Annotated in this window: 20 protein-coding genes; 14 read left to right on the top strand and 6 right to left on the bottom strand. The window is 75.4% G+C overall.

Annotated features, from left to right (window positions below; all coding sequences use genetic code 11):
- Positions 1-9 precede the first annotated feature (9 nt).
- Positions 10-1,200 carry a zinc-dependent alcohol dehydrogenase gene (locus ACIBAI_RS17685; RefSeq protein WP_399035190.1) on the bottom strand — a complete coding sequence of 397 codons (1,191 nt, stop codon included), beginning with the start codon at positions 1,198-1,200 and terminating at the stop codon, positions 10-12.
- A gap of 160 nt (positions 1,201-1,360) precedes the next feature.
- Positions 1,361-1,825: a MarR family winged helix-turn-helix transcriptional regulator gene (locus ACIBAI_RS17680; protein WP_399035188.1), complete on the bottom strand. Its 465-nt coding sequence runs from the start codon at positions 1,823-1,825 to the stop codon at positions 1,361-1,363.
- Positions 1,826-2,047: 222 nt separating this feature from the next.
- Here ACIBAI_RS17680 and ACIBAI_RS17675 point away from each other — a divergent pair, with 222 nt between their 5' ends.
- Genes ACIBAI_RS17675 through pcaD form a run of 7 tightly spaced genes read left to right on the top strand, consistent with a single transcriptional unit; the run spans position 2,048 to position 8,543 of the window.
- Positions 2,048-2,830 carry a CoA transferase subunit A gene (locus tag ACIBAI_RS17675; protein ID WP_399035186.1) on the top strand — a complete coding sequence of 261 codons (783 nt, stop codon included), beginning with the start codon at positions 2,048-2,050 and terminating at the stop codon, positions 2,828-2,830.
- Positions 2,830-3,477, top strand: a complete 648-nt coding sequence (locus tag ACIBAI_RS17670; protein WP_399035183.1) for a CoA transferase subunit B — start codon at positions 2,830-2,832, stop codon at positions 3,475-3,477. Before ACIBAI_RS17675 ends, ACIBAI_RS17670 begins: the two co-directional genes overlap by 1 nt.
- Positions 3,474-4,676, top strand: coding sequence for a thiolase family protein (locus ACIBAI_RS17665; RefSeq protein ID WP_399035181.1), 1,203 nt, complete (start codon positions 3,474-3,476; stop codon positions 4,674-4,676). The genes ACIBAI_RS17670 and ACIBAI_RS17665 overlap by 4 nt, the downstream gene beginning before the upstream one ends.
- An 18-nt stretch (positions 4,677-4,694) precedes the next feature.
- Positions 4,695-5,468 carry a protocatechuate 3,4-dioxygenase subunit beta gene (gene pcaH / locus ACIBAI_RS17660; protein WP_399035180.1) on the top strand — a complete coding sequence of 258 codons (774 nt, stop codon included), beginning with the start codon at positions 4,695-4,697 and terminating at the stop codon, positions 5,466-5,468.
- Between the two features lie 5 nt (positions 5,469-5,473).
- Positions 5,474-6,079: a protocatechuate 3,4-dioxygenase subunit alpha gene (gene pcaG / locus ACIBAI_RS17655; protein WP_399035178.1), complete on the top strand. Its 606-nt coding sequence runs from the start codon at positions 5,474-5,476 to the stop codon at positions 6,077-6,079.
- The gene (pcaB, locus tag ACIBAI_RS17650) at positions 6,076-7,419 is read left to right on the top strand and encodes a 3-carboxy-cis,cis-muconate cycloisomerase (protein WP_399035176.1); all 1,344 of its coding nucleotides are present in this window, start codon (positions 6,076-6,078) and stop codon (positions 7,417-7,419) included. The genes pcaG and pcaB overlap by 4 nt, the downstream gene beginning before the upstream one ends.
- Positions 7,416-8,543, top strand: coding sequence for a 3-oxoadipate enol-lactonase (gene pcaD / locus ACIBAI_RS17645; RefSeq protein WP_399035175.1), 1,128 nt, complete (start codon positions 7,416-7,418; stop codon positions 8,541-8,543). The genes pcaB and pcaD overlap by 4 nt, the downstream gene beginning before the upstream one ends.
- Positions 8,544-8,638: 95 nt before the next feature.
- On the opposite strand, the gene ACIBAI_RS17640 is transcribed toward pcaD, so the two are convergent.
- Complete coding sequence (locus ACIBAI_RS17640) at positions 8,639-11,332, bottom strand: ATP-binding protein (protein ID WP_399035172.1); 2,694 nt, start codon at positions 11,330-11,332, stop codon at positions 8,639-8,641.
- A 529-nt stretch (positions 11,333-11,861) separates the two neighbouring features.
- Here ACIBAI_RS17640 and ACIBAI_RS17635 point away from each other — a divergent pair.
- Positions 11,862-12,803: a DUF2510 domain-containing protein gene (locus ACIBAI_RS17635; RefSeq protein ID WP_399035170.1), complete on the top strand. Its 942-nt coding sequence runs from the start codon at positions 11,862-11,864 to the stop codon at positions 12,801-12,803.
- 141 nt (positions 12,804-12,944) lie between these two features.
- On the opposite strand, the gene ACIBAI_RS17630 is transcribed toward ACIBAI_RS17635, so the two are convergent.
- A complete protein-coding gene (locus ACIBAI_RS17630; protein WP_399035168.1) occupies positions 12,945-13,586 on the bottom strand; it encodes a TetR/AcrR family transcriptional regulator C-terminal ligand-binding domain-containing protein in 642 nt (213 codons plus the stop codon).
- A 206-nt stretch (positions 13,587-13,792) separates the two neighbouring features.
- On the opposite strand from ACIBAI_RS17630, the gene ACIBAI_RS17625 reads away from it, so the two are divergent.
- Both ACIBAI_RS17625 and ACIBAI_RS17620 read left to right on the top strand, forming a co-directional pair.
- Complete coding sequence (locus ACIBAI_RS17625) at positions 13,793-14,590, top strand: phosphatase PAP2 family protein (protein WP_399035166.1); 798 nt, start codon at positions 13,793-13,795, stop codon at positions 14,588-14,590.
- Positions 14,587-15,516, top strand: a complete 930-nt coding sequence (locus tag ACIBAI_RS17620; RefSeq protein ID WP_399035164.1) for a hypothetical protein — start codon at positions 14,587-14,589, stop codon at positions 15,514-15,516. Before ACIBAI_RS17625 ends, ACIBAI_RS17620 begins: the two co-directional genes overlap by 4 nt.
- A gap of 27 nt (positions 15,517-15,543) precedes the next feature.
- On the opposite strand, the gene ACIBAI_RS17615 is transcribed toward ACIBAI_RS17620, so the two are convergent.
- A complete protein-coding gene (locus tag ACIBAI_RS17615; RefSeq protein WP_399035162.1) occupies positions 15,544-17,595 on the bottom strand; it encodes a phosphocholine-specific phospholipase C in 2,052 nt (683 codons plus the stop codon).
- Positions 17,596-17,755: 160 nt separating this feature from the next.
- On the opposite strand from ACIBAI_RS17615, the gene ACIBAI_RS17610 reads away from it, so the two are divergent.
- The gene (locus ACIBAI_RS17610; RefSeq protein ID WP_399035160.1) at positions 17,756-19,087 is read left to right on the top strand and encodes an MFS transporter; all 1,332 of its coding nucleotides are present in this window, start codon (positions 17,756-17,758) and stop codon (positions 19,085-19,087) included.
- A gap of 221 nt (positions 19,088-19,308) precedes the next feature.
- On the opposite strand, the gene ACIBAI_RS17605 is transcribed toward ACIBAI_RS17610, so the two are convergent.
- On the bottom strand, positions 19,309-19,965 hold the full coding sequence (locus ACIBAI_RS17605) for a hypothetical protein (RefSeq protein ID WP_399035159.1): 657 nt from the start codon (positions 19,963-19,965) through the stop codon (positions 19,309-19,311).
- 223 nt (positions 19,966-20,188) lie between these two features.
- Here ACIBAI_RS17605 and ACIBAI_RS17600 point away from each other — a divergent pair, with 223 nt between their 5' ends.
- The 3 genes from ACIBAI_RS17600 (at position 20,189) to ACIBAI_RS17590 (ending at position 21,765) form a co-directional block, all read left to right on the top strand.
- Entirely contained in the window at positions 20,189-20,848 is a 660-nt protein-coding gene (locus tag ACIBAI_RS17600) for a helix-turn-helix domain-containing protein (RefSeq protein WP_399035157.1), read from the top strand.
- A gap of 32 nt (positions 20,849-20,880) precedes the next feature.
- Positions 20,881-21,411 (top strand): toxin-antitoxin system, toxin component, encoded by a 531-nt coding sequence (locus tag ACIBAI_RS17595; RefSeq protein WP_344599956.1) that lies wholly within the window; start codon positions 20,881-20,883, stop codon positions 21,409-21,411.
- 117 nt (positions 21,412-21,528) lie between these two features.
- Complete coding sequence (locus ACIBAI_RS17590; RefSeq protein WP_399035155.1) at positions 21,529-21,765, top strand: hypothetical protein; 237 nt, start codon at positions 21,529-21,531, stop codon at positions 21,763-21,765.
- Positions 21,766-21,798 lie beyond the last annotated feature (33 nt).

The following is a 21,798-nucleotide window of genomic DNA, read 5'->3' as shown; positions in this document are numbered from 1 at the left end:
GGGCCCGGGTCAGGGCTGCAGCAGCACCTTGACCGCGCCGTCCTGCTTGCGCTGGAACATCCGGTAGGCGTGCGGCGCCTCGCTCAGCGGCACCCGGTGCGTGGCGAAGTCGTCGACGCCGAGCGGGTCCTCGTCCGTGAGGTACGGGAGGATCTCGTCGGTCCAGCGGCGCACGTTGGCCTGCCCCATCCGCAGCTGGATCTGCTTGTCGAACAGGGTGAGCATCGGCAGCGGGTCGGCCATGCCGCCGTAGACGCCGGACAGGGAGATGGTGCCGCCGCGGCGCACCAGCTCGATGGCGGTGTAGAGGGCGGCCAGCCGGTCGACGCTGAACCGCTCGGCCAGCGGGCCGCCGATCTTGCGGGGCAGCATCCCGGCGGCCTGCTGGGCGAGTTTGGCGGCGGCGCTGCCGTGCGCCTCGGTGCCGACGGCGTCGATCACGGCGTCGGGGCCGCGGCCGTCGGTCTCGTCGCGGATCGCGGCGACGAGTTCCTTCTCGTTATCGAAGGCGCGCAGGTCGTACGTCTCCACGCCCCGCTCGCGCGCCCGCCGCAGCCGTTCCGGGACCAGGTCCACGCCGAACACCCGGCCGGCGCCCTTGACCTGGGCGACCCGGCAGGCCATGTCGCCGATGGGGCCGAGGCCGAGCACGGCGACGCTGCCGCCCGGCGGGACGTCGGCGTAGGCCACCGCCTGCCACGCGGTGGGCAGCACGTCGGAGAGGTAGACGAAGCGGTCGTCGGGCGGCCCCTGGGGCACCTTGATCGGGCCGTACTGCGCCTGCGGCACGCGCAGGTACTCGGCCTGCCCGCCCGGCACCGCGCCGTACAGGCGGGTGTAGCCGAACAGGGCGGCGCCCATGCCCTCGCCGTGGACCTGGGTGGTCTCGCACTGGGTCTGCAGGGCGTTGAGGCACATCCAGCAGTTGCCGCAGGCGATCTGGAACGGCACGACGACCCGGTCGCCCACCTGCAGGTCCGGCACGGCCGCGCCGACCTCCTCGACGATGCCCATCGGCTCGTGGCCGAGGATGTCGCCGGGCGTCATGAACGGGGTGAGCACCTCGTACAGGTGCAGGTCGGAGCCGCAGAGTCCGGCGGAGGTGACGCGGATGACCACGTCCGTGGGCTCCTGGATCGTGGGATCGGGCACGTCCTCCACGCGCACGTCCCGCTTGCCCTGCCAGGTCACTGCCTTCATCGCCTCGCGCTCCCTCCGTCGCCCGTGCACGTCGGTCCTACGGTGGCGCCCGGGTACCCGGGCCGGTTCCCGTCGAACCGCGCCCCGCGCCGATCGGCGGACGCGGCCTCCCGGCCGGCCCGGCCGCCGCGAGGCGGAGCGGGCGCGGCGCGTCAGGGGCTCAGTGCGGCGCCGCCACCGGCTCGGCCGGGTTGCGGAGCCCTTCCGCGGCGTCCGCGACCCGCCGGATCAGGTCGAAGAAGAGGCTCTGTTCCTCGGCGGAGAGCGGGGCCAGGAAGACCTGGTTCATCCGGGCCGTGCGCACGGTCAGCTTGCGGTGGGTGCGCAGCCCCTCGTCGGTCGGGCGCAGCAGGGAGCGGCGGCCGTCCTGCGGGTCGCGCACCTTGTCGAGCAGCCCGCGCCGGCCGAGCCTGCTGATCACCTCGGCGATGGTGGAGCGGTCGAGTCCCACCCGCTCCCCCACCGTGCGCTGGTCGAGGCCCGGCTCGGCGACGAGCGCGTTGAGGACCGCGAACTGCGGTGAGGTGATCTCCTCGGAGACCATCGTGTTCCACAGCAGGTAGTGGGCCTGCTGCAGCCGCCGGGCCAGGTGCCCGGGGTGGGTGGTGAGGTCCACCGCGGCCATGTGCGCTCCTGAGGTTGCCGTTTGTCGGTGCACTGAACGATACCGGGCGACAGCGATTCCGTCTCCTGCTCCCCTAGCGAGAGATACCTGATCAGCAGGGGTCTTGACGGCTCAGCCGTCCAATGGCAGTGTGCGGGAAACCTCGCTGAAATACTCAGTGCCCTGATTAATTTGCCGATCGGTCGGCACCATCGGGCGCTTGGAAGAGATGGGGCTTCTCGGATGGACAAGGTGGTCGCCACGGCCGGGGAGGCGGTGGCCGATGTTCCGGACGGCGCGTCGCTGGCGGTGGGCGGTTTCGGGCTGAGCGGTGTGCCCAACGTGCTGATCCAGGCGCTGTACGAGCGCGGGGTGACGGGCCTGAGCGTGGTGTCGAACAACTGCGGGGCGATGGACTCGGGCCTGGCCGTGCTCCTGGCCGCGGGCCGGATCGCGCGGGTGACCGGCTCCTACATCGGGGCGAACAAGGAGTTCGCCCGGCAGTACCTGGCCGGAGAGCTGGAGGTGGAGCTGATCCCGCAGGGCACGCTGGCCGAACGGCTGCGGGCCGGCGGCGCCGGCATCCCCGCCTTCTACACCCCGGCCGGGGTGGGCACTCAGGTCGCCGAAGGCGGGCTGCCCTGGCGCTACGACGGCTCCGGCGGGGTCGCGCTGGCCTCCCCGCCGAAGGAGGTCCGCGAGTTCGACGGGGCGGAGTACGTGCTGGAGCACGGCATCCGCACCGACTTCGCGCTGGTGCGGGCCGCCAAGGGCGACCGGCACGGCAACCTGGTCTTCAACAAGTCCGCGCGGAACTTCAACCCGCTGGCCGCGATGGCCGGGAAGGTCACGATCGCCGAGGTGGAGGAGCTGGTCGAGCCCGGCGGGATCGACCCGGACGCGGTGCACCTGCCGGGGATCTTCGTCCAGCGGGTGGTGGCCCTGACCCCGGAGCAGGCCGCCGACAAGCAGATCGAACGGCGCACGGTTTCCGCGCCCGAGGCGGCAGGGAGGGTGAGCGGCTGATGGCCTGGACACGGGAGGAGATGGCCGCGCGGGCGGCCCGCGAGCTGCCCGACGGCGCTTACGTCAACCTCGGCATCGGACTGCCGACGCTGATCCCGAACCACCTGCCCGAGGGCGTGGAGGTGGTGCTGGAGTCGGAGAACGGCATCCTGGGCACCGGCCCCTACCCCACCGAGGACCAGGTCGACCCGGACCTGATCAACGCCGGCAAGGAGACCGTCACCGTCCTGCCGGGCGCCTCCTTCTTCGACTCCGCGCTCTCCTTCGGCATGATCCGCGGCGGGCACATCGACGTCGCCGTGCTCGGCGCGATGCAGGTCTCGGCCCGCGGCGACCTGGCCAACTGGGCCGTCCCCGGCAAGATGATCACCGGGATCGGCGGGGCGATGGACCTGGTCCACGGCGCCCGCACCGTCATCGTGGTGATGACCCACACCGCCAAGGACGGCAGCCCGAAGATCCTCGCCGAGTGCGCGCTGCCGCTGACCGGCAAGGCGTGCGTGAACCGGATCATCACCGACCTCGGCGTCCTGGACGTCACCGGCGACGGACTCGTCCTCGTCGAGTGCGCGCCGGGCGTGAGCGCCGAGGAGATCGTCGCCAGGACCGCCGCCGAGGTCCGCATCCCCGAGGAGATCCAGTCGTGAAGGACGTCTACATCGTCGACGCGGTCCGCACCCCGATCGGCCGCTACAACGGCGCGCTGGCCGCCGTGCGCCCCGACGACCTGGCCGCCCACGCCGTGCGCGCGCTCCTCGCCCGCACCCCGCGGCTGGACCCGGCGCGGATCGAGGACGTGTACTTCGGCAACGCCAACGGCGCCGGCGAGGAGAACCGCAACGTCGGCCGCATGGCCGCCCTGCTGGCGGGCCTGCCCACCAGCGTGCCGGGCGTGACCGTCAACCGGCTGTGCGCCTCCGGCCTGGAGGCGGTGATCCAGGCCGCCCGCGCCATCGCGGTCGGGGACGCCTCGATCGCCCTGGCCGGCGGCGTGGAGTCGATGACCCGCGCGCCGTACGTGCTGCCCAAGTCCGACCGGCCCTTCCCGGCCGGGCACGCCGAGCTGTACTCCACCACCCTGGGCTGGCGCATGGTCAACCCGCGGATGGACCCGCAGTGGACGATCCCGCTGGGCGAGTCCGCCGAGCTGATCGCCGACAAGCACGGGATCACCCGCGAGCAGCAGGACGAGTTCGCGCTGCACAGCCACCGGAAGGCGGCCAAGGCGCAGGCCGAGGGCCTGTTCGACGCCGAGCTCGCCCCCGTGCCGGTCCCGCGGCGCAAGGGCGACCCGGTCGTCGTCGGCGCCGACGAGTCCGTGCGCGCCGACGCCTCGCTGGAGGCGATGGCCAAGCTGAAGCCGTCCTTCCGCAAGGACGGCGGGACCGTGACGGCGGGCAACGCCTCCCCCCTCAACGACGGCGCCGCCGCGCTGCTGCTCGTCGACGAGGAGGGGCTGGAGGCCACCGGCCGCGAGCCGCTGGCCCGCGTCAGCGCCACCGGGGTGTCGGCGACCGACCCGCACTACTTCGGCCTCGCGCCCGTCGAAGCCGTCCACCGCGCCCTGGCCAGGGCCGGGAAGACCTTCGCCGACCTGGACGTGCTGGAGCTCAACGAGGCGTTCGCCGCCCAGGTGCTCGGCTGCGTGGCCGAGTGGCCCGAGTTCGACCCCGCGATCCTCAACCCGCAGGGCGGCGCCATCGCCCTCGGGCACCCCCTGGGCGCCTCCGGCGCCCGCCTCGCCGGCACCGTCGCCCACCAGCTCGCCCGCAAGGGCGCCGGGGTCGGCGTCGCCACCCTCTGCATCGGCGTCGGCCAGGGCCTCGCCCTCGTCCTCGAGCGCTAGGAAGCGTTAGGAACCCCCATGACCCTCACCCAGCACGACATCGACCAGGAGATCGCGGCCGAGCACGCCGCGTACGAGAAGCGGGTGGCCGACGGCGCGCCCGTGGAGCACCACCCGCGCCGGGACTACGCCCCGTACCGCTCCTCGGTGCTGCGCCACCCGAAGCAGCCGCCGGTCGCCATCGACGTCACCCAGGACCCGGAGCTGGTGGAGCTGTCCTCCCCCGCGTTCGGGGAGCGGGACATCACCGAGATCGACAACGACCTCACCCGGCAGCACACCGGCGAGCCGATCGGCGAGCGGATCACCGTCTCCGGCCGGCTGCTGGACCGCGACGGGCGCCCGGTGCGCGGCCAGCTGATCGAGATCTGGCAGGCCAACTCGGCGGGCCGGTACGCGCACCAGCGCGAGCAGCACGACGCGCCGCTGGACCCGAACTTCACCGGTGTGGGCCGCACCCTCACCGACGACGAGGGCCGCTACCGGTTCACCACGATCCAGCCGGGCCCGTACCCGTGGCGCAACCACGTCAACGCCTGGCGTCCGGCGCACATCCACTTCTCGGTCTTCGGCACGGCGTTCACCCAGCGGCTGGTGACGCAGATGTACTTCCCGAACGACCCGCTGTTCCCGTACGACCCGATCCTGCAGTCCGTGACGGACGACGCGGCCCGGCAGCGGCTGGTCGCCACCTACGACCACAGCCTGTCCGTGCCCGAGTTCTCGCTGGGCTACCACTGGGACATCGTGCTGGACGGCCCGAACGCCACCTGGATGGAAGAAGGGCGCTGACCGCCATGACGAAGATCGACACCAGCAGGCCGGAGAGCGTGCTGCCCACGCCCTCGCACACCGTCGGCCCCTTCTACGGGTACGCGCTGCCGTTCCGCGGCGGCGAGGAGATCGCGCCGCTCGGCCACCCGGACACGATCACGGTGCACGGGTACGTCACCGACGGCGAGGGCAAGCCGCTGCCGGACGCGTTCGTGGAGCTGTGGGGCCCGGACCCCGAGGGCGACCTGCCGCAGGTGGACGGCTCGATCCGGCGCGACCCGGCGACCGGCGGCTACCTGGGCCGCAACGGCGTGGAGTTCACCGGCTGGGGCCGCATCCAGACCGACGCCGACGGCCACTGGTACGCGCGCACGCTGCGGCCCGGCGCACGCGGGCGCAGCGCCCCGTACATCAGCGTGTGCGTGTTCGCGCGCGGGCTGCTCGTGCACCTGTTCACCCGGATCTACCTGCCGGGCGACGAGGCCGCGCTCGCCGCGGACCCGCTGCTGGCGCGGCTGGCGCCCGAGCGGCGCTCCACGCTGATCGCCGCGGACGAGGGCAACCGCACCTACCGTTTCGACATCCGCCTCCAGGGCGAGGGCGAGACGGTCTTCCTGGAGTTCCGGTGACGGCGGCCGGCTCCGACGACGCCGGCCTGCTCGCCCCCGGGTGGGCCGGCTCGCCGGCCGCCACGGCGACCAGCGACACCGCCTATCTGCGGGCGCTGCTGGACGCGGAGGCCGCGCTGACCCGCGCCCAGGCCGCCCTCGGCCTCGTCCCGGCCCCGGCCGCGGCGGCGGTGACCGAAGCGGCCCGGGGAGACGGGTTCGACGTGCGGTCCCTCGCCGAGCGCGCCCGCGCCGGCGGCAACCCGGTCATCCCCCTGGTCGCCGACCTGACGGCGGCGGTCGGCGAGGAGCACGGCCCGTACGTGCACCGGGGCGCCACCAGCCAGGACATCCTGGACACGGCGGCGATGCTGGTCGCCGCGCGCACCCTGGACCTGGTCCTGGCCGACCTCGCCCGCACCGAGCGGGCGCTGGCCCGGCTGGCCGCCGGCCACCGCGACACCGCCCTGCCGGGGCGGACGCTCACCCAGCACGCCGTGCCGACCACGTTCGGACTGAAGGCGGCCGGATGGCGGTCGCTGGTGCTCGACGCGCGCGACCGGGTCACCGCCGTGCGGGGGGCGCTGCCCGCCCAGCTCGGGGGCGCGGCCGGGACGCTGGCCGCCTTCGCCGCGTACGGCGCGGACGATCCGCTCGCGCTGCCGGCGGCCTACGCCCGCGAATTGGGCCTGGCCGCGCCGCCGCTGCCCTGGCACACGCTGCGGACGCCGGTCGCGGACCTCGCCGGATGCCTGGCCTTCACCGCCGGGGCGCTCGGCAAGCTCGCCGTGGACGTGCTCGCCCTGTCCCGGACCGAGGTCCGGGAGGTGGCGGAGGGCAGCGGGGGCGGCTCGTCGGCCATGCCGCACAAGGCCAACCCGGTGCGCTCCACGCTGATCGCGGCGGCGGCCCGGCGCGCGCCGCAGCTCGCGGCGACGCTGTACGGCGCGCTGGCGGCGGAGGACGAGCGGCCCGCCGGGGCCTGGCACGCCGAGTGGGAGCCGCTGCGGGAGCTGCTGCGGCTGACCGGCGGCGCCGCGCGGGACGCCGCCGAGCTGGCCGAGGGGCTGCGGGTGCGCCCGGAGGCGATGCGCGAGAACCTCGGCCTGACCCACGGGCTGATCGTGTCCGAGCGGCTGTCCGCCGAGCTGGCGCCCGTGCTCGGCCGGGCCCGCGCCAAGGCCCTGCTCACCGAACTGGCCCGGCGCGCCCACGCCGAGGACCGCGCCCTGGGCGACCTCCTCGCCGAGGAGCCCGGGCTGGCGGACAGCGAACTCGGCGAGCTCGGCGAGCTCACCGACCCCGCCCGCTACACGGGCGCCGCGCCCGCGCTCACCGACCGTGCACTGGAGCGACGTTGACCGAGAGACTCCTCAACCACCGCGCCGAGGGCCCCGCCTCGGCTCCCCCGCTGCTGCTCGGGCCCTCGCTGGGCACCTCCTGCGCCCTGTGGGACGAGGTGGCGCCCGAGCTGTCGGCCCGCCACCGGGTGGTCCGCTGGGACCTGCCGGGGCACGGCGGCTCCCCGGCCGGCCTGATCGGCCCCGGCGCCACCGTCGGCGACCTGGCCGGGCTGGTGCTGGAGCTCGCCGACGCGCTCGGCGTCGAGCGGTTCGCGTACGCGGGCGTGTCGCTGGGCGGCGCGGTGGGGCTGCACCTGGCGGTGCACCACCCCGAGCGGCTGTCGTCACTGGCCGTGATCTGCTCGTCGGCGCACTTCAACGGGGCGGAGCCGTGGCGGGAGCGGGCCGCGCTGGTCCGCCGCGAAGGACTGGCCGGGCTCGCGAAGAGCGCAGACGCGCGCTGGTTCACGCCCGGCTTCACCGTCCCCGGGCTGGTCCGCGACCACCGGGACGCCGACCCGGAGGCGTACGCCGCCTGCTGCGACGCGCTGGCCGCGTACGACCTGCGGGAGGAGCTGGCCCGGATCTCCGTGCCGACGCTGCTGATCGCCGGCCGGGAGGACCCGGCGACCCCGCCGGCGCATCTGCGGGAGATCGCGGACGCCGTGCCGGGCGCCGCGCTGGTGGAGATCCCCGGCGCCTCGCACCTGGCACCCGCCGAGCGCCCCGAGGCCGTGCTGACGGCGCTGCGCGCCCACTTCGACGGGGACGCCGCACGCGGCATGGAGGTGCGGCGCCAGGTGCTGGGCGACGCGCACGTGGACCGGGCGCAGGCCCGGCAGACGCCCTTCACCGCCCGCTTCCAGGACTTCATCTCCCGCTACGCCTGGGGCGAGATCTGGACCGACCCGACGCTCAGCCGCCGCGAGCGCAGCATGATCACCCTCACCGCGCTGGTGGCGCACGGCCACTACGAGGAGCTGGCCATGCACGTACGGGCGGCCCGGCGCAACGGGCTCACGCCGGAGGAGATCGGCGCGGTGCTGCTGCAGACCGCCGTGTACTGCGGGGTCCCGGCGGCGAACTCGGCGTTCGCCACGGCGCAGCGGGTGCTGGCGGAGGAGGACGGCGGCGCGGGCTGAGCGTCCGGCGCGGGCGCACGAGGCCGCCTGCGGCCGCGGGGCGCGACGCCCGGCGGGAGGGGACGGACGGACCGGCCGGGGCGGGCCCGAGGCCCTCACACCCCGACGCGGGACAGCGCGCCCTCGGCTTCCAGGGCCTTGCGCGCCCGTGCCGCCAGCCCGTCCGCGCCGCACGAACGCGCCAGCGCCAGGCCCCGTTCGAGTTCGGGCACCGAGCGCGCGGCGATGCCGTACTCGACGCGGGCCGCGGCGTGCTCGTACTGGCAGGGCGAGGCCTCCAGACGGGCCGCCGCCTGGGCGGCGAGCCGGACCGCGCGCCGGCCGGTCTCCAGGGCGGCGGCGCAGCGCAGGGCCTCCCCCATGGCGGTGTCCGTGCCGAAGCGCTCGGCGTGGCGGCGGGCGTCCGCGGCGAGCCGGGCGGCACGGGCGGGGTCCTGAGCGGCGAGGGCCCGGGCGAGGTCGAGGGCCCAGGGGGCGAGCACCGGATTGTGGCCGCCGCGGGCCGCCGCCGCCTCCTCGGCGGACTCCAGTTCGTCGACGCCCTCCGCGGTGCGGCCGACGGCCAGCAGCAGCCGCCCGCGCACCGACCGGGTGTCCGGCAGGACGATGGTGGACGGGTACGGCGGTGCGAAGCCGTACTGCTCGGCGACCCCCCAGGCCTCCCCGACGTGGCCGCGGGCGAGCAGCGTGTCGATCAGGCCGCAGGTCGCCGACCAGTACAGGGGCAGTCCGCGGCCGACCCGCTCGGCCAGCCGCAGCGCCTCGCGCAGGACGCGCTCCGCGTCCCTGAGGCGGCCCTGCCTGCGGTAGGCGAGGCCGAGGAAGGCGTGGGCGAGGGCGAGGTGGCCGCCGCTCCAGCCGGCGGCGGTGTAGGCGCGCAGGGCCTCCGCGAACAGGCTCTCGGCGCGGTCGAGCCGGTCGGCGCAGGCGTACGAACTGCCCAGCATCATCAGCAGCTCGACGCCCCACTCCGGGTCGGTCCAGCCGAGGCCGGGGGCGAGGCGGCCGTCGACGAGGGCGCGGTCGCACAGTTCGACGACCACCTCGGCGTTCTCGCCGTGGGTCATGGCGTCGAAGGCGCGCAGGATGAGCAGGGCGCGCTCGGAGTTGTCCCGGCCGGTGCAGGAGGCGGCGAGTTCGGCGAGGCGCGCGGAGCGCCCCGGTGAGGTGTCCTCGCCGGCGTGGAGGCCCTCCCACATGCAGCGCACCGCCTGCAGCCGCATCCGGGCCGGTCCCGGTCCGTGCCGGGCGGCCTCCGCCTCGACGGTGCGGACGGCCTCCTCCGGCTGGTCGTTGTGCAGGTAGGCCTGGGACAGACGCCAGACGGCCTCCACGCGCGTGTCCGCGTCGAGGCCGGGCAGGGTGAGCGCGGCGCGCAGGTGGCCGATGGTCCGGGCGGGCGCGGTGAGCAGGGTGGCGCAGCCGAGTTCGTACAGCACGCGGGCGTGGACGTCGGGCCCGGGCGGTTCCTGCAGGGCGCGTTCCAGGCAGCGGCGGGCGGCTTCCGGGGCGCCGACGGCGAGGTGTTCGCGGGCGGCCTCGCGCAGTTGCTCGACGAGTTCGGCGTCGTCGTCCGGGTGGACCTCCATCAGGTGGCGGGAGGCGGCGGCGCCGCGGCCGGAGTCGGTGAGGAGCTGGGCGGCGATGCCGTGCATGGCCCGGCGCAGGGCGTCCGGGATGGACTCGTAGACGGCGGTGGCGATCAGCGGGTGGACGAACTCCAGGTCGCCGTCGGCCGCCTGCCCGGCGGCCGGATCGGGCTCGGTGAGGATGCGGTCGGCGCGCAGCAGCTCGGCGCAGCGGGCGGCGTCCTCGTGGCTCATCACGGTCAGCCGGGCCACCAGGTCCACACGGATGCCGGTGCCGAGGACGGCGGCGCCCCAGGCGAACCGGGTGGCGTCGACGCCGAGCTGTTCCAGGCGGGCGACGAGACCGCCGCCGCGGGCGGCGCGGTTCAGGGCGCGCAGTTCGCCGGCCCGGGACCCGACCGGTTCCAGCCCGCTGTCCCGCACCTTGGCGAGCAGTTCGACGGTGTCGTAGGGGTTGCCGCCGGTGACGGCCCACACCCCGCGGCAGAACGGGGCGTCGGCGTCCGTGCCCAGGGTGGCGCGGGTGAGCCCGGCCGTGGCGTCCGGGGTGAGGGCGCTGAGCGTGGTGACGGGGCGGCGCGCGGCGGCGGCGATCGCGTCCAGGTGGCGGGCGGCGGCGCCGGTGGCCTCGCCGGGCCGGCGGGCGACGACGGCCAGCACGGACAGGTCGCCGAGGCGCTCGGCGAACGCGGCGAGCCAGCGCAGGGACTCCTGGTCGGCCCAGTGGGCGTCGTCGATCAGCAGCACCAGCGGCCACTCCCGCCGGGCGAGCCGGCGCACGGCGGCGACCAGGCCGTCGCACACGCCCTGCGGGTCGGCGTGCCGTTCACCGGGGTCCGCGATGCCGAGGGCGGGGCCCGCGATGCCGTACCAGTCGCCGAGGTACTCGCGCGCCTCCTCCGGCAGCAGCGACACCAGCGCGGGCTGCAGCAGTTGCCGCACCACGTGGAAGGGGACGGACCGCAGGGTCTGGCCGCCGCGGGCCGACCACACCGCGCAGCCGCGCCGTTCGGCGATGCGGCGGGCCTCGGCCAGCAGCGCGGTCTTGCCGAGGCCGGCCTCGCCGCGCAGGACCAGCAGGCCGCCGGGGGACGAGCGGTCCGCGCACAGGGTGTCGACCGCCTGCGTGAGGACGGCGATCTCCTGGTCGCGCTCCCACAGGGAAGCCGAGGCGGCGGCCCTGGGCCGTACCTCCGTCATCCCGTTACCTCCCCGGGTCGAGTCGCTCGAACGACGTACGGATCCCGAGCGTAGCCCTCCGGCCGGCGGGGCGGAGTCCGGTCGGGGCAGCAGTTGCCGTGACGGACGACACGGGGTAAAGGGGGCCGGCGCGCGGGGCGCGGCCGCGGTCGGCCCGTTTCTCATGGACCGTCAAAAAGCTTGCCAAGAAAGGGTTTTGCCGGTGGCGGGAGCGGTGGTCCGCCGGGAGCGGGCGCGGCGCACGGCCGCCGGGAGCCGGGCGCGGGCCCGGCCGGCGCCCCCGTGGAGCGGTACGGCGCGGGCGGCGCGGCGCGGAGGGCGTGGGCGGCGTGCAGGCGGCCCGCCCGCGGGGACGGTGCGGACGCGGTCCCGTCCGTGCGGACGGCGTCCCGGCGAGCCGTGCCGCGCGTCCGCCCGGACGCCGTCGCCGGACCGGCGGCGCTCACGGCCCGGGCGGTGCGCCCGCCTCCGGCCGGATCCGGTCCGGGCCTCTCATCCGGCTTTCACCGAGACCTCATACGGTGGGGTCATGACGCAGGTGACTCCCCCCGGGTGGTACCCCGACCCCGGGCAGACAAGTGACGGTCCGCCCACCGAGCGCTGGTGGGACGGCAAGGCCTGGACGGACCAGGTCCGCCCCGCGGGATCGGCCGCCGCGTGGGGTCCCCCGACGCAGCCGCCTTTTCCGGGCGCCCCGCCGTATCCCGCCCGGCCGCCGGCCGGGCGGCGCCGGCTGCGGACCGGCATAGCCGTCGCCGCGGCCGTCGCGGTCCTCGCGAGCATCGGGGTCGGCGTGTACGCGCTGGTCGACGGTGACGGTCCGGGCGGCGGCGTGGGCGCCCGGCAGGAGACCCCGGGCGGGCCGGGCGGGCCCTTCGGCGACTCCGGCGGCGGGTCGGGCGGCGCGTCGCCCTCGCCGGAGCGGTCCGAGCCGCCGAGGATCGACAGCGGGTCGGTGACCGACGCGGTCAGCGGGATCAGCCTGCCCATCCCGGAGGGGTGGTACGGCCAGGAGATCACCGTCGGCGCGCAGGTGACGTCCGAGGACTCCTACGAGTGCCCCGGCGACGCCTCCGCCACCTGCACCAAGGGCGGCGCGTACTCGGCGCCCGCACTGGCCCTCGGCACCGAGGGCAGCACCGCCGAGGAGGTCGCGAAGGCGGACATCCCGGCGAACGCGGAGGAGTCCTACGGCGGCAGGAGCTACGGCGGGATCACCTCGCACGACGTGCTGGCCTCCAAGGCGGTGACCGTGGCCGGGCAGAAGGGCTACCTGGTCCGCTGGAAGGCGGTCACCAGCAAGGGGGCCGACGGGTACGTCCAGTCGCTGGCCTTCCCCTCCCCCGCCGACCCGCGGCAGATCGTCGTGGTCCGCTTCGGCGTGGACGCCGGGGAGGAGCAGTCCGTCATCGACGACATCACCGAGGGCATCGAGGTGTCGACGGGCGGCGGCAGCGGGCAGGACGTCTGACCCCCGGCGCCGGGCACTCCCCGCCGCCGGGGAGGCGGTCCGGCCGGGTGGGGTCCCTCTCCGCTCGAGGGGGACCCCGCCCGGCCGGGGGTGCGCGCCGCCCCCGTCCCCACGGTGCGGCGCGGTCAGGTCACCGTCCGGTCATCCCGTGGACGGCGGCCTGGGTCCTCGGGTGAGGCCGAGCGCCGGCAGCACGGCGGCCTCCACGAACCGGACCAGGTACTCGGGGTCCGCGTGCTCGCCCTCCAGGACGGGCCGGATCCGCAGCACACCGAACATCTGCGCGGGCACGTACTCCAGCGCCGGATGGCCGGCGGCCACCTCCCCCCGCTCGACCCCGCGGCGGAGGATCTCCTTCAGTGCGGCGACCTCCGGGTCGACCAGCGCCTCCCGCAGCGCCCGGCGCAGCTCCGGATCCTGCGTCACGGCATGGCCGAGCGCCTGGAGCAGCACGGTGTCCTGGGCCGACCACTCGCCCGCGGCACGGGCCGCCTGCCGCAGGTCCTCGGCGAGCGAGCCGGTGTCGATGCCGGCGAACCGCACCCGGCGGTGGGAGCGCAGGGCCGCCGCGACGAACTGGGGCTTGGTCTTCCACTGCCGGTAGAGCGTGGACTTGCTGCAGCGCGTGCTGGCGGCGATGCCCTCCATGGTGACGGCGTCGTACCCGCAGGCGCGGATCCGGTCGAGAACGGCGTCGAAGAACTCCTGCTCACGCTCGGGTGTGAGCTTGGAGCGGCGCGAGGCGGCGACCGTCTCCGGTCCCTGCGCGGCCTGCGACGTCATCGGGTCTGCTCCTCGCTCGTCTCCGGCGGCCCCTCGACGGACGCCGGGGGCCCGCCTTCCGTGCGGCCCGGACGGACCGGACCTCCGGGCCGTCCGGGTCCATCGATACGCCAGTGTACCGATACTCCGGAGTATCGGTACACTGGCGTATCGATACTGAATCGTATCGATGACAGACGCACCACCGTCAGCGAAGGGGCCGGGGGATGAACGCCCGCACCGAGCCTGCGGAAGCGGAGGCGGACGCGGCGGCGCGGCCACCGCTCGCCCGTGAACTCCTGCTCGTCGCAGGGCTCTTCCTCGTCTACAAGTCCGGCCGGCAGCTGGCGACGGGCCGCACCGGCGAGGCCTTCCGCAACGCGCACCGCGTGTGGGACCTGGAACGAGCGGTCCGGCTGCCCGGCGAGGGCGCGGTGCAGTCCCTGCTGCTGCACGGCGACACCCTGGTGCACCTGGCGAACACCTACTACGCCACCGTCCACTTCCCCGCCACCGCCGCCTTCCTGCTCTGGCTCTGGCTGCGGCGTCCGGCGCACTACGTCTGGGCCCGCCGGGCGCTGGCCGCGCTGACCGCCGCCGCGCTGGTGCTGCACCTCGCCCTTCCGCTCGCCCCGCCGCGGATGCTCGCGGTGACCGGCCTGGTGGACACCGCGCGGGTGTACGGGCCGTCGGTGTACGGGCCCCCGGCGGACGACCAGCTGTCGAACCAGTTCGCGGCGATGCCGTCGCTGCACTTCGGCTGGGCGCTGATGCTGGCGGTCGGACTGGTCGTCGCGGTCCGGTCGCGGTGGCGGTGGCTGTGGCTGCTGCACCCGCTGCTGACCCTGCTGGTGATCGTGGGGACGGCGAACCACTACTGGCTCGACGCGCTCGTGGCGGCGGCGCTGCTCACCCCGGCGCTCGCGCTGATCCCGGCGCCGCACCGCGCGGCGACGACCGCCGGGCGCGGCCGGGAAGGGATCGCCGCGGCCCGGAGCGGAGCGCTCGTGGGAGCGGGACGGTGAGCGCCGTCCTGGCCGCCGTCGTCCTGTCCCTGGTCTCCGCCGTCGCCTACGCGGCCGCCGCCGTGGTCCAGGAACGGCTGGCCGCCCGCCGCCGCGGCGCGGGCCCGGCGCGGCTGCCGGCCGGCGGGGCGTGGTGGTGGTCGGTCGCGCTCAACGCCTTCGCCGCGCTGCTGCACGTGGTGGCCCTGAAGTACGGACCGCTCACCGTGGTCCAGCCGCTCGGCGCGCTCACCCTGGTCGCGGCGGTGCCGATGGGGGCGCGGCTCGCGCGGCGGAGGGTGAGCGCGGTCGAGTGGCGGGGCACCGCGCTGACCCTGCTCGGACTGGCCGCGCTGCTGGTCACGGCGTCCGGGCCGGCGCCCGACGACGTGCTGAGCGGGCCGGAGGCGCTGGCGGTCGCGGGCGCGACGGCGACGCTGATCGGCATGCTGGCGCGGCCGGGCGTCCGCCCCGGGCTGCGGCACGCGACCGCGTCCGGGTTCGCCTCCGGGGCGGCCTCGGCGCTCACCCAGACCGTCACGGTGGCCGCCACCGACCGATCCGGTCCGGTGCTCGGTGTCCAGGTCGTCGGGGTGGCGCTGCTCGTCGCGGCCTTCGCGACGGGCGGGCTGCTGCTGTCGCAGACCGCCTACCGGGGCGGCCTCGGCGCCCCGCTCGCCGTGGTGACCCTGGCCAATCCGGTGGCCGCCGCGGTGATCGGGCTGTCCCTGCTCGGCGAGCGCCTCCAGGGCGGCCCCGCCGGGGTGCTGCTCGCGCTGGCGGGCGCGGCCGTGGCCTCGTGGGGCGTGGTGCTGCTGAGCCGGGCGGAACCCGGACCCCCCGACGACCGTCCGCCGGCCGCGGCCCCGCGGTCCGCGGCCGCGTCCGGACCGGCCCCGGGGCCCCGGCCGGCGGAACCGGGACCCCTCACGACCGCTGCTCGCTGAAGGCCGCCGCACGGCGCGGGGCGGCCGCTACTCGGTGCGGATCGCCGGGTCGCTCACCCCCGGCCGCCCGTTCTCGACGTGTCCCGCGAAGCGGCGCAGGAACGCCGGGTCGGACTCGGAGGTGACGGTCAGGTCGTACCAGCGGTGGCCGGCGGCGGGCCGGACCGTGCGCCGCACCGCGGCGCCGGGCCGCACCGTGACGGTGGTGGTCCGGCCGCCGTAGCCGTCGCCGAGCCTCAGCCGGACCGTGCCGCGGCCCCGGTGGGTGAAGACGAGTTCCACGTCGTCGCCGGTGTGCCGGGCGGTGACCTCCGGTCCGGCGGCCCGGCCCGTGCCCTTGAAGACGCGCACGAAGCCGTTCGGGCCGTGCACGGTGAGGTCGTAGGCGCCGCCCGGGGAGGCCGGGTCCCAGGTGTCCGCGACGGTCCGGCCGGCCTCGGTGGTGTACGTCCAGGGGCCGTCGGCGCGGTTGCCGGAGGTGACGTGGAAGGCGGCGCCGGCCTCGGCGCCCGAGGCGAAGGTCAGCGTGACCCTCCCGGCCGACGGGTCCACCGCGGCGTCCACGCGGGGCGCGTACTTCAGCGGCCGGGTACGTCGCAGGCCGCGCTCCTGGCGGGGCATCCGCGGGTCCGCCGGCGGCGTCGGGCGGTAGTCGGGGTGGCGTTCGCGGTCCTGCGGCTGGTAGCCGTCGGTGTCCGGCAGCGCGGCCGGCCGGCTGTCCTTGCGGGAGAAGTCGAACGCGGAGGTCAGATCGCCGCAGACGGTCCGGCGCCACGGCGAGATGTTCGGCTCGCGCACCCCGAAGCGGCGCTCCATGAACCGCAGGATCGAGGTGTGGTCGAAGGTCTCGGAGCAGACGTACCCGCCCTTGCTCCACGGCGAGACGACCAGCATCGGCACCCGCGGGCCGAGGCCGTACGGGCCGGCCGGGCGCTTGGCGTCGCCCGGGTAGAGGTCGAGGGAGACGTCGACCGTGGACCTGCCCCGCGCGTCGGACGCCGGCGGCAGCGGCGGCACCACGTGGTCGAAGAAGCCGTCGTTCTCGTCGTAGGTGATGAACAGGGCCGTCCTCGCCCACACCGCCGGGTCGGCGGTGAGCGCGTCCAGGACCTGCGCGATGTACCAGGCGCCGTAGTTCGACGGCCAGTTGGAGTGCTCGGAGAAGGCCTCCGGCGCGGCGATCCAGGAGATCTGCGGCAGCCTGCCCGCCTTGACGTCGGCGCGCAGCCGGTCGAAGTATCCGTCGCCGTTCTTCACGTCGGTGCCGGTGCGGGCCTTGTCGTACCAGGGCTCGCCGGGCCGGGCGGTGCGGTACCGGTCGAAGTAGAGCAGCGAGTTGTCGCCGTAGTTGCCGCGGTAGGCGTCCGGGATCCAGCCCCAGGAGCCGGCCGCGTCCAGGCCGTCGCCGACGTCCTGGTAGATCCGCCAGGAGATTCCGGCCTGCTCCAGGCGCTCCGGGTAGGTCGTCCAGGCGTAGCCGAGTTCGTCGTTGCCGAGGACCGGGCCGCCGCCGGCGCCGTCGTTGCCGGTGTGGCCCGACCACATGTAGTAGCGGTTGGGGTCGGTGGAGCCGATGAACGAGCAGTGGTAGGCGTCGCAGACGGTGAAGGCGTCGGCGAGGGCGTAGTGGAAGGGGATGTCCTCGCGGGTCAGGTAGGCCATGGTCGTGGTGCCCTTGGCGGGCAGCCACCGGTCGTACTTGCCGCCGTGGTAGGCCTCCTGGCCGTCGGTCCAGCCGTGCGGCAGGCCCTCCAGGAACTGCATGCCGAGGTCGTCGGCGTCCGGGTGGAAGGGCAGCACCTCCGTGCCGTCCTGCTCCTGGTGCCACACCGGCTTGCCGCTGTCCAGGGTCACCGGGCGCGGGTCGCCGAAGCCGCGGACGCCCCTCAGCTTGCCGAAGTAGTGGTCGAAGGAACGGTTCTCCTGCATCAGGACGACGATGTGCTCGACGTCCTCGATCGACCCCGTGCGATGGTGGGCCGGGAGCGCGGCGGCGCGCTCGATGCTGGCGGACAGGGCGGTGAACGCCGCGGTGGCGCCCGCGAGCTGCAGGAAGCGGCGCCGGTTGGCTTCGGGCATGGGTGAGGGACCTCTCGTCCTGACGGCGGAGAACTGGCCGGAACGCGGCGGATGGCGCGCGGAGCGAGTTTTCCAGCAGCGGCGAACGTCGAGGAAGGGCCGGATGACACCCGTGTGAAGGTCCTCGGTATGTGAGGTGTGCCGGGCCCGCCGCCCGGGGATGGTCGCGATCATGACACGCATGGACACCTCGGCCGGACCCGCGCACCGGCCCGTACGCCAGCTCCTCGCCGCCTCGGTGGGCAACGCGGTGGAGTGGTACGACTGGTACGCCTACACGTTCCTGGCCACCTACATCGCCGCCCGGATCTTCCCCGAGGACGCGGACGACTCCCTGGTGCCGCTGCTGTCGACGTTCGCGGTGTTCGCGGTGGGCTTCTTCATGCGGCCCGTGGGCGGGCTGCTGATGGGCGCGGTCGCGGACCGGCACGGGCGGCGGACCGCGCTGACGGTCACCATCCTGCTGATGGGCGGCAGCAGCCTGCTGGTGGGCCTGACGCCGACGTACGCGGCGGCGGGCGTGCTGGCCCCCGTGGTCCTGGTGGCCGCGCGGCTGCTGCAGGGGCTGTCCGTGGGCGGGGAGTTCGCGGCGTCGACGACTTTCCTGGTGGAGTCTGCCGGGCCCGGCCGGCGCGGGCTGTTCTCCAGTTTCCAGTACGTGTCGACGACCGCCGGGCAGCTCGCCGCCTCCGGGATCACCACCCTGCTCGTCGCCACGCTCCCCGAGGAGTCGATGAACGGCTGGGGCTGGCGCGTCCCGTTCGTCCTGGGGGCCGTACTGAGCCTGGCCGGTCTGTGGATCCGGCGGGGCGCGGAGGAGACCCGCAGCATCGAGCAGCGGCGGGCGCCGCGCCCCGGCCTGCTGGAGGCGCTGCGCCGCCACCCGCGCGAGTCCCTGCTGATCTGCGGCATCACCGCGGGCGGCACCCTCGCCTACTACACCTGGACGTCGTACCTGCCGACGTACGCCGAGCTCAACGCGGGCGTCGAGAAGTCCGAGGCGCTGCTCGCCGGCACGATCTCGCTGGCCTTCTTCGGGCTGCTCCAGCCGCTCGGCGGGCTGCTCTCCGACCTCCCCCGCGCCCGGACGGGCCCGCGCGGGGGCGTCCCCGTCGGCCGCCGCCCGCTGCTGCTCTTCTTCGGGCTGGGCTTCGCGCTGCTGTGCGTGCCGCTGCTGCACGCCCTGCGCGACTCCTTCGCCGTGCTGCTGCTGGTGAGCTGCGCGGGGATGGTGCTGCTGACCGGGTTCACCTCGATCAGCGCGGCCGTGAACGCCGAGATCTTCCCGCCCCGGGTACGGGCGGCCGGCATCGGCTTCCCCTACTCGCTGACGGTGGCGCTCTTCGGCGGCACGGCCCCGTACGTCGGCACGCTGGTCAAGGAGCTCGGCCACCCCGGGCTCTTCCCCTGGTACGTCGCCGCCGTGTGCCTGCTGTCCTCACTGGTGTACCTGCGGCTGCCGGAGACCGCGCACCGGGAGCTGCGGCGCTGACGGGCTCCTGCCCGGCGGCGGGGGCCGCCCGTGCGCGGCGGCCGGTGCGCCGGAGGCGGGGGCGCCGGAGACCGGGGTGTCCCGGACGGTGATGGCGGTGCCGCCGCGGATCGCGGCGCCGCCGGCCGGGGGACGGTGTCGTTCCCGGAGCCGCTGCCGGTGTCCGGCGCGCGTGCCGGGAGCGGCCGGACGGCCGGCGCGGCCCGCCGGCCGGGACCGGCTCACTCGGCGGCGGGGACCACCCGGAGGTGGGAGGCGGCACGGCGGGGGCGGGCGCCGGAGGCGGTGCGGCGCGCCTCGCGCAGCACCAGCGTCAGCCGTGTGCAGCCCATGCGCTCCAGCGCCCCCGACGTCTCGACGACGATCCGGCAGTCGGTGGCGCCCCAGCGCGGATCGGGGTGGCGCAGCGGGCGCACGGCCCCGTCGTGCTCGACGGCCTCCTCGCCGACCGCGCGGATCCAGTGCGGCAGGCCCTGCCGGTAGGCGGCCTCCATGATCGGGTCCTGGGCGATGTCGCGGCGAATGGCCTGCAGCCCGTGGTCGTGGCCGTGCCGCTCCACGGCGGCGGCGAAGTGCGCCAGCATCGGCAGGCACCAGCTCGACTCGTGCTCGCCCAGCACGGCGGACGCGTCCGGGTGGAACAGGACGAACCTGAGGAAGTTGTCGCCCGGCATGGCCGTCGGGTGCGGGCCGACCTCCCGGAAGAGCGCCCGGAAGGCGCCGTTGGCCAGCACCACGTCCCAGCGGTGGTCGACGACGAAGGACGGGAAGGGGACGGCCTCCAGGAGCGCGGCGTAGTCCTGCAGGTACGCCTGGGCCGCGGGAGTCTCGGGGACGGACCGCGGCGCCGACCGCTGCCCTCCTGCCTGATATGCCATCGGGAGGTCACCCCTCTTGCCTGTGCCGCACTGCCGCGGCGCCCCGATCCTGCTGCTCGGACGCGCGGCATGTCAACTATCGTGGCATTTCATGCCGGTTGACGGCTGAAATTGGCCACAGTTGTGGCGAGACCTGGATGCGGGTTCGGGCGAAGGGCTACTCTCCGGGAAGTTCACGGCAACCACATGTGAGAAGCCTGTGAGAGACGTAGGAGATCTGTCGGTGACGGGTGGCTTCGTCGAGGGTCCGGGCGCCGCGCCGACGACCGCGTTGCCGGCCGTCGTCGCCCGCGTCACCGCGCTCGCCGACCGGCTCGGCGTGCCGCACGCCGAGGTCTTCGACGTCGGCCGTCTGTCCGTCGCCTCCGGCGTCCCGGAGTCCGTGGTCAAGGCCCTGCTCAGCGGCCGGCCGGCGGGCGAGCCGGATGTGCAGGCGCGGTTCGTGCAGCGGCTGGACCTGTTGCGCCGCACCCGGCTGAAGCCGAACGGGCGCCGCTACACCCAGCAGGAGATCGCCGACGGCGCCGGCATGTCGCGCCAGCAGGCGGGCGCCCTCATCAACGGCGACCGGCGCCCCACGATGGAGCACTGCGACGCCATCCAGCGGTTCTTCCGGGTGCACGCCGGGTTCCTCACCGCCGAGGACCCCGAGGCGCTCGCGACCGTCCTGCAACACACCGAGCAGGAACTCCTGCAGAAGCTCGCCGACCGCGAGCGGGAGGCCGCCGCCGCGGCCGACGACCCGCTGGAGCGGCTGCTGCAGGACCACGGCGTCCGCGGGATCGCCTGGCGGGCCGCGCAGCTGCCCACCGACCAGCACCGCGACAAGGTCGCCGAATGGCTGGACATGCTCCTGGAGAGCGTGAAGCGGCCCGAGTCGTGAGCCTGGGGAGGGGCGTGGGCATCGGGAGGGAGATGCGCCGGCTGTGCGGCGAGTTGGTGGCGGAGCTGACGCTGCCCGCCCCGGCACGGCCCGCCGACCTGTACGCCGCGCTCTGCGCCGCGATGAGCAGACGCCGGGGCCGCCCCGTGCACTTCCGCACGGCCGCCTTCCCGCCCGGCACCGCCAGCGGGCTCTGGCTCGACATGGCCGACCAGGACCTCGTCGTGGTCGAGGAACGCACCGCGCCCGACCACCAGTTGGTGATCCTCGGGCACGAGCTGTGGCACATGAAGGCCGGGCACCACGGCCACCACGTCGAGGGCGCCGCGGTCGCCGCGCGCCTGCTCGGCGACGAGGCCGATCTGCGGGCCACCGTCCGCACGGTCGCCGCGCGCTCCCGCTTCGACCTCGCCGACGAGGAGGAGGCCGAGAGCTTCGGCCTGCTGCTGGCGAGCAGGTGCCGCACGTGGCTGGCGGGTTCGTCGCTGCGGGGGCCGGTGCAGCGGGACCACCTGGCGGGGCGGATCGGGGCGTCGCTCGGATACCTCGGGCCGCGGGGCTGAGCGGGCCGAAGCCCGGCGGCGGGTGCGACGGCGGCCGGGCGCGGGGTGGCGCCGCGCCGTGCGGGGGCATCCGCGCGGGGCGCGGACCGCTGACGCCGACACGGGGAGAGCCGCCCCATGCCCACCGCCGTCCCGACCGACCGTGAGCGCACCGCCGTCCAGGCCTGTCTGCGGCTGCTGCACACGGTGCGGGCCGCGTTCGACGCCGCCTCCGGCCCGCCCGGCGGCCACCGGCCCCCCGTCGTCCCGCCCGCCGTGCTCGCCGAGGCGGAGCACGCCCTGGCGGACGCGGGTCTGACCGGCACCGAGGAGGGGTTCTTCCGTCTGCTGCGCAACTGGCACGAGGAGCCCTGACACCCGGACGCCGGCGGAGCCGGGCCGGTCTCC

The sequence above is a fragment of the Streptomyces sp. NPDC051041 genome (assembly GCF_044456065.1).
Taxonomy (GTDB): domain Bacteria; phylum Actinomycetota; class Actinomycetes; order Streptomycetales; family Streptomycetaceae; genus Streptomyces; species Streptomyces glaucus.
Note: the sequence above shows the minus strand (reverse complement) of the source record. Positions and strands in the feature narration are given on the sequence as shown.

Excerpts from the sequence above, each read along its gene's own strand:
- ACIBAI_RS17635 (WP_399035170.1), top strand. The coding sequence starts at position 11,862 with ATGACGCAGGTGACTCCCCCCGGGTGGTACCCCGACCCCGGGCAGACA.
- ACIBAI_RS17640 (WP_399035172.1), bottom strand. The coding sequence starts at position 11,332 with ATGACGGAGGTACGGCCCAGGGCCGCCGCCTCGGCTTCCCTGTGGGAG.
- ACIBAI_RS17685 (WP_399035190.1), bottom strand. The coding sequence starts at position 1,200 with ATGAAGGCAGTGACCTGGCAGGGCAAGCGGGACGTGCGCGTGGAGGAC.
- pcaG (WP_399035178.1), top strand. The coding sequence starts at position 5,474 with ATGACGAAGATCGACACCAGCAGGCCGGAGAGCGTGCTGCCCACGCCC.
- ACIBAI_RS17625 (WP_399035166.1), top strand. The coding sequence starts at position 13,793 with ATGAACGCCCGCACCGAGCCTGCGGAAGCGGAGGCGGACGCGGCGGCG.
- ACIBAI_RS17610 (WP_399035160.1), top strand. The coding sequence starts at position 17,756 with ATGGTCGCGATCATGACACGCATGGACACCTCGGCCGGACCCGCGCAC.
- ACIBAI_RS17670 (WP_399035183.1), top strand. The coding sequence starts at position 2,830 with ATGGCCTGGACACGGGAGGAGATGGCCGCGCGGGCGGCCCGCGAGCTG.
- pcaH (WP_399035180.1), top strand. The coding sequence starts at position 4,695 with ATGACCCTCACCCAGCACGACATCGACCAGGAGATCGCGGCCGAGCAC.
- ACIBAI_RS17605 (WP_399035159.1), bottom strand. The coding sequence starts at position 19,965 with ATGGCATATCAGGCAGGAGGGCAGCGGTCGGCGCCGCGGTCCGTCCCC.
- ACIBAI_RS17615 (WP_399035162.1), bottom strand. The coding sequence starts at position 17,595 with ATGCCCGAAGCCAACCGGCGCCGCTTCCTGCAGCTCGCGGGCGCCACC.
- ACIBAI_RS17680 (WP_399035188.1), bottom strand. The coding sequence starts at position 1,825 with ATGGCCGCGGTGGACCTCACCACCCACCCCGGGCACCTGGCCCGGCGG.
- ACIBAI_RS17590 (WP_399035155.1), top strand. The coding sequence starts at position 21,529 with ATGCCCACCGCCGTCCCGACCGACCGTGAGCGCACCGCCGTCCAGGCC.
- ACIBAI_RS17595 (WP_344599956.1), top strand. The coding sequence starts at position 20,881 with ATGCGCCGGCTGTGCGGCGAGTTGGTGGCGGAGCTGACGCTGCCCGCC.
- ACIBAI_RS17630 (WP_399035168.1), bottom strand. The coding sequence starts at position 13,586 with ATGACGTCGCAGGCCGCGCAGGGACCGGAGACGGTCGCCGCCTCGCGC.
- ACIBAI_RS17675 (WP_399035186.1), top strand. The coding sequence starts at position 2,048 with ATGGACAAGGTGGTCGCCACGGCCGGGGAGGCGGTGGCCGATGTTCCG.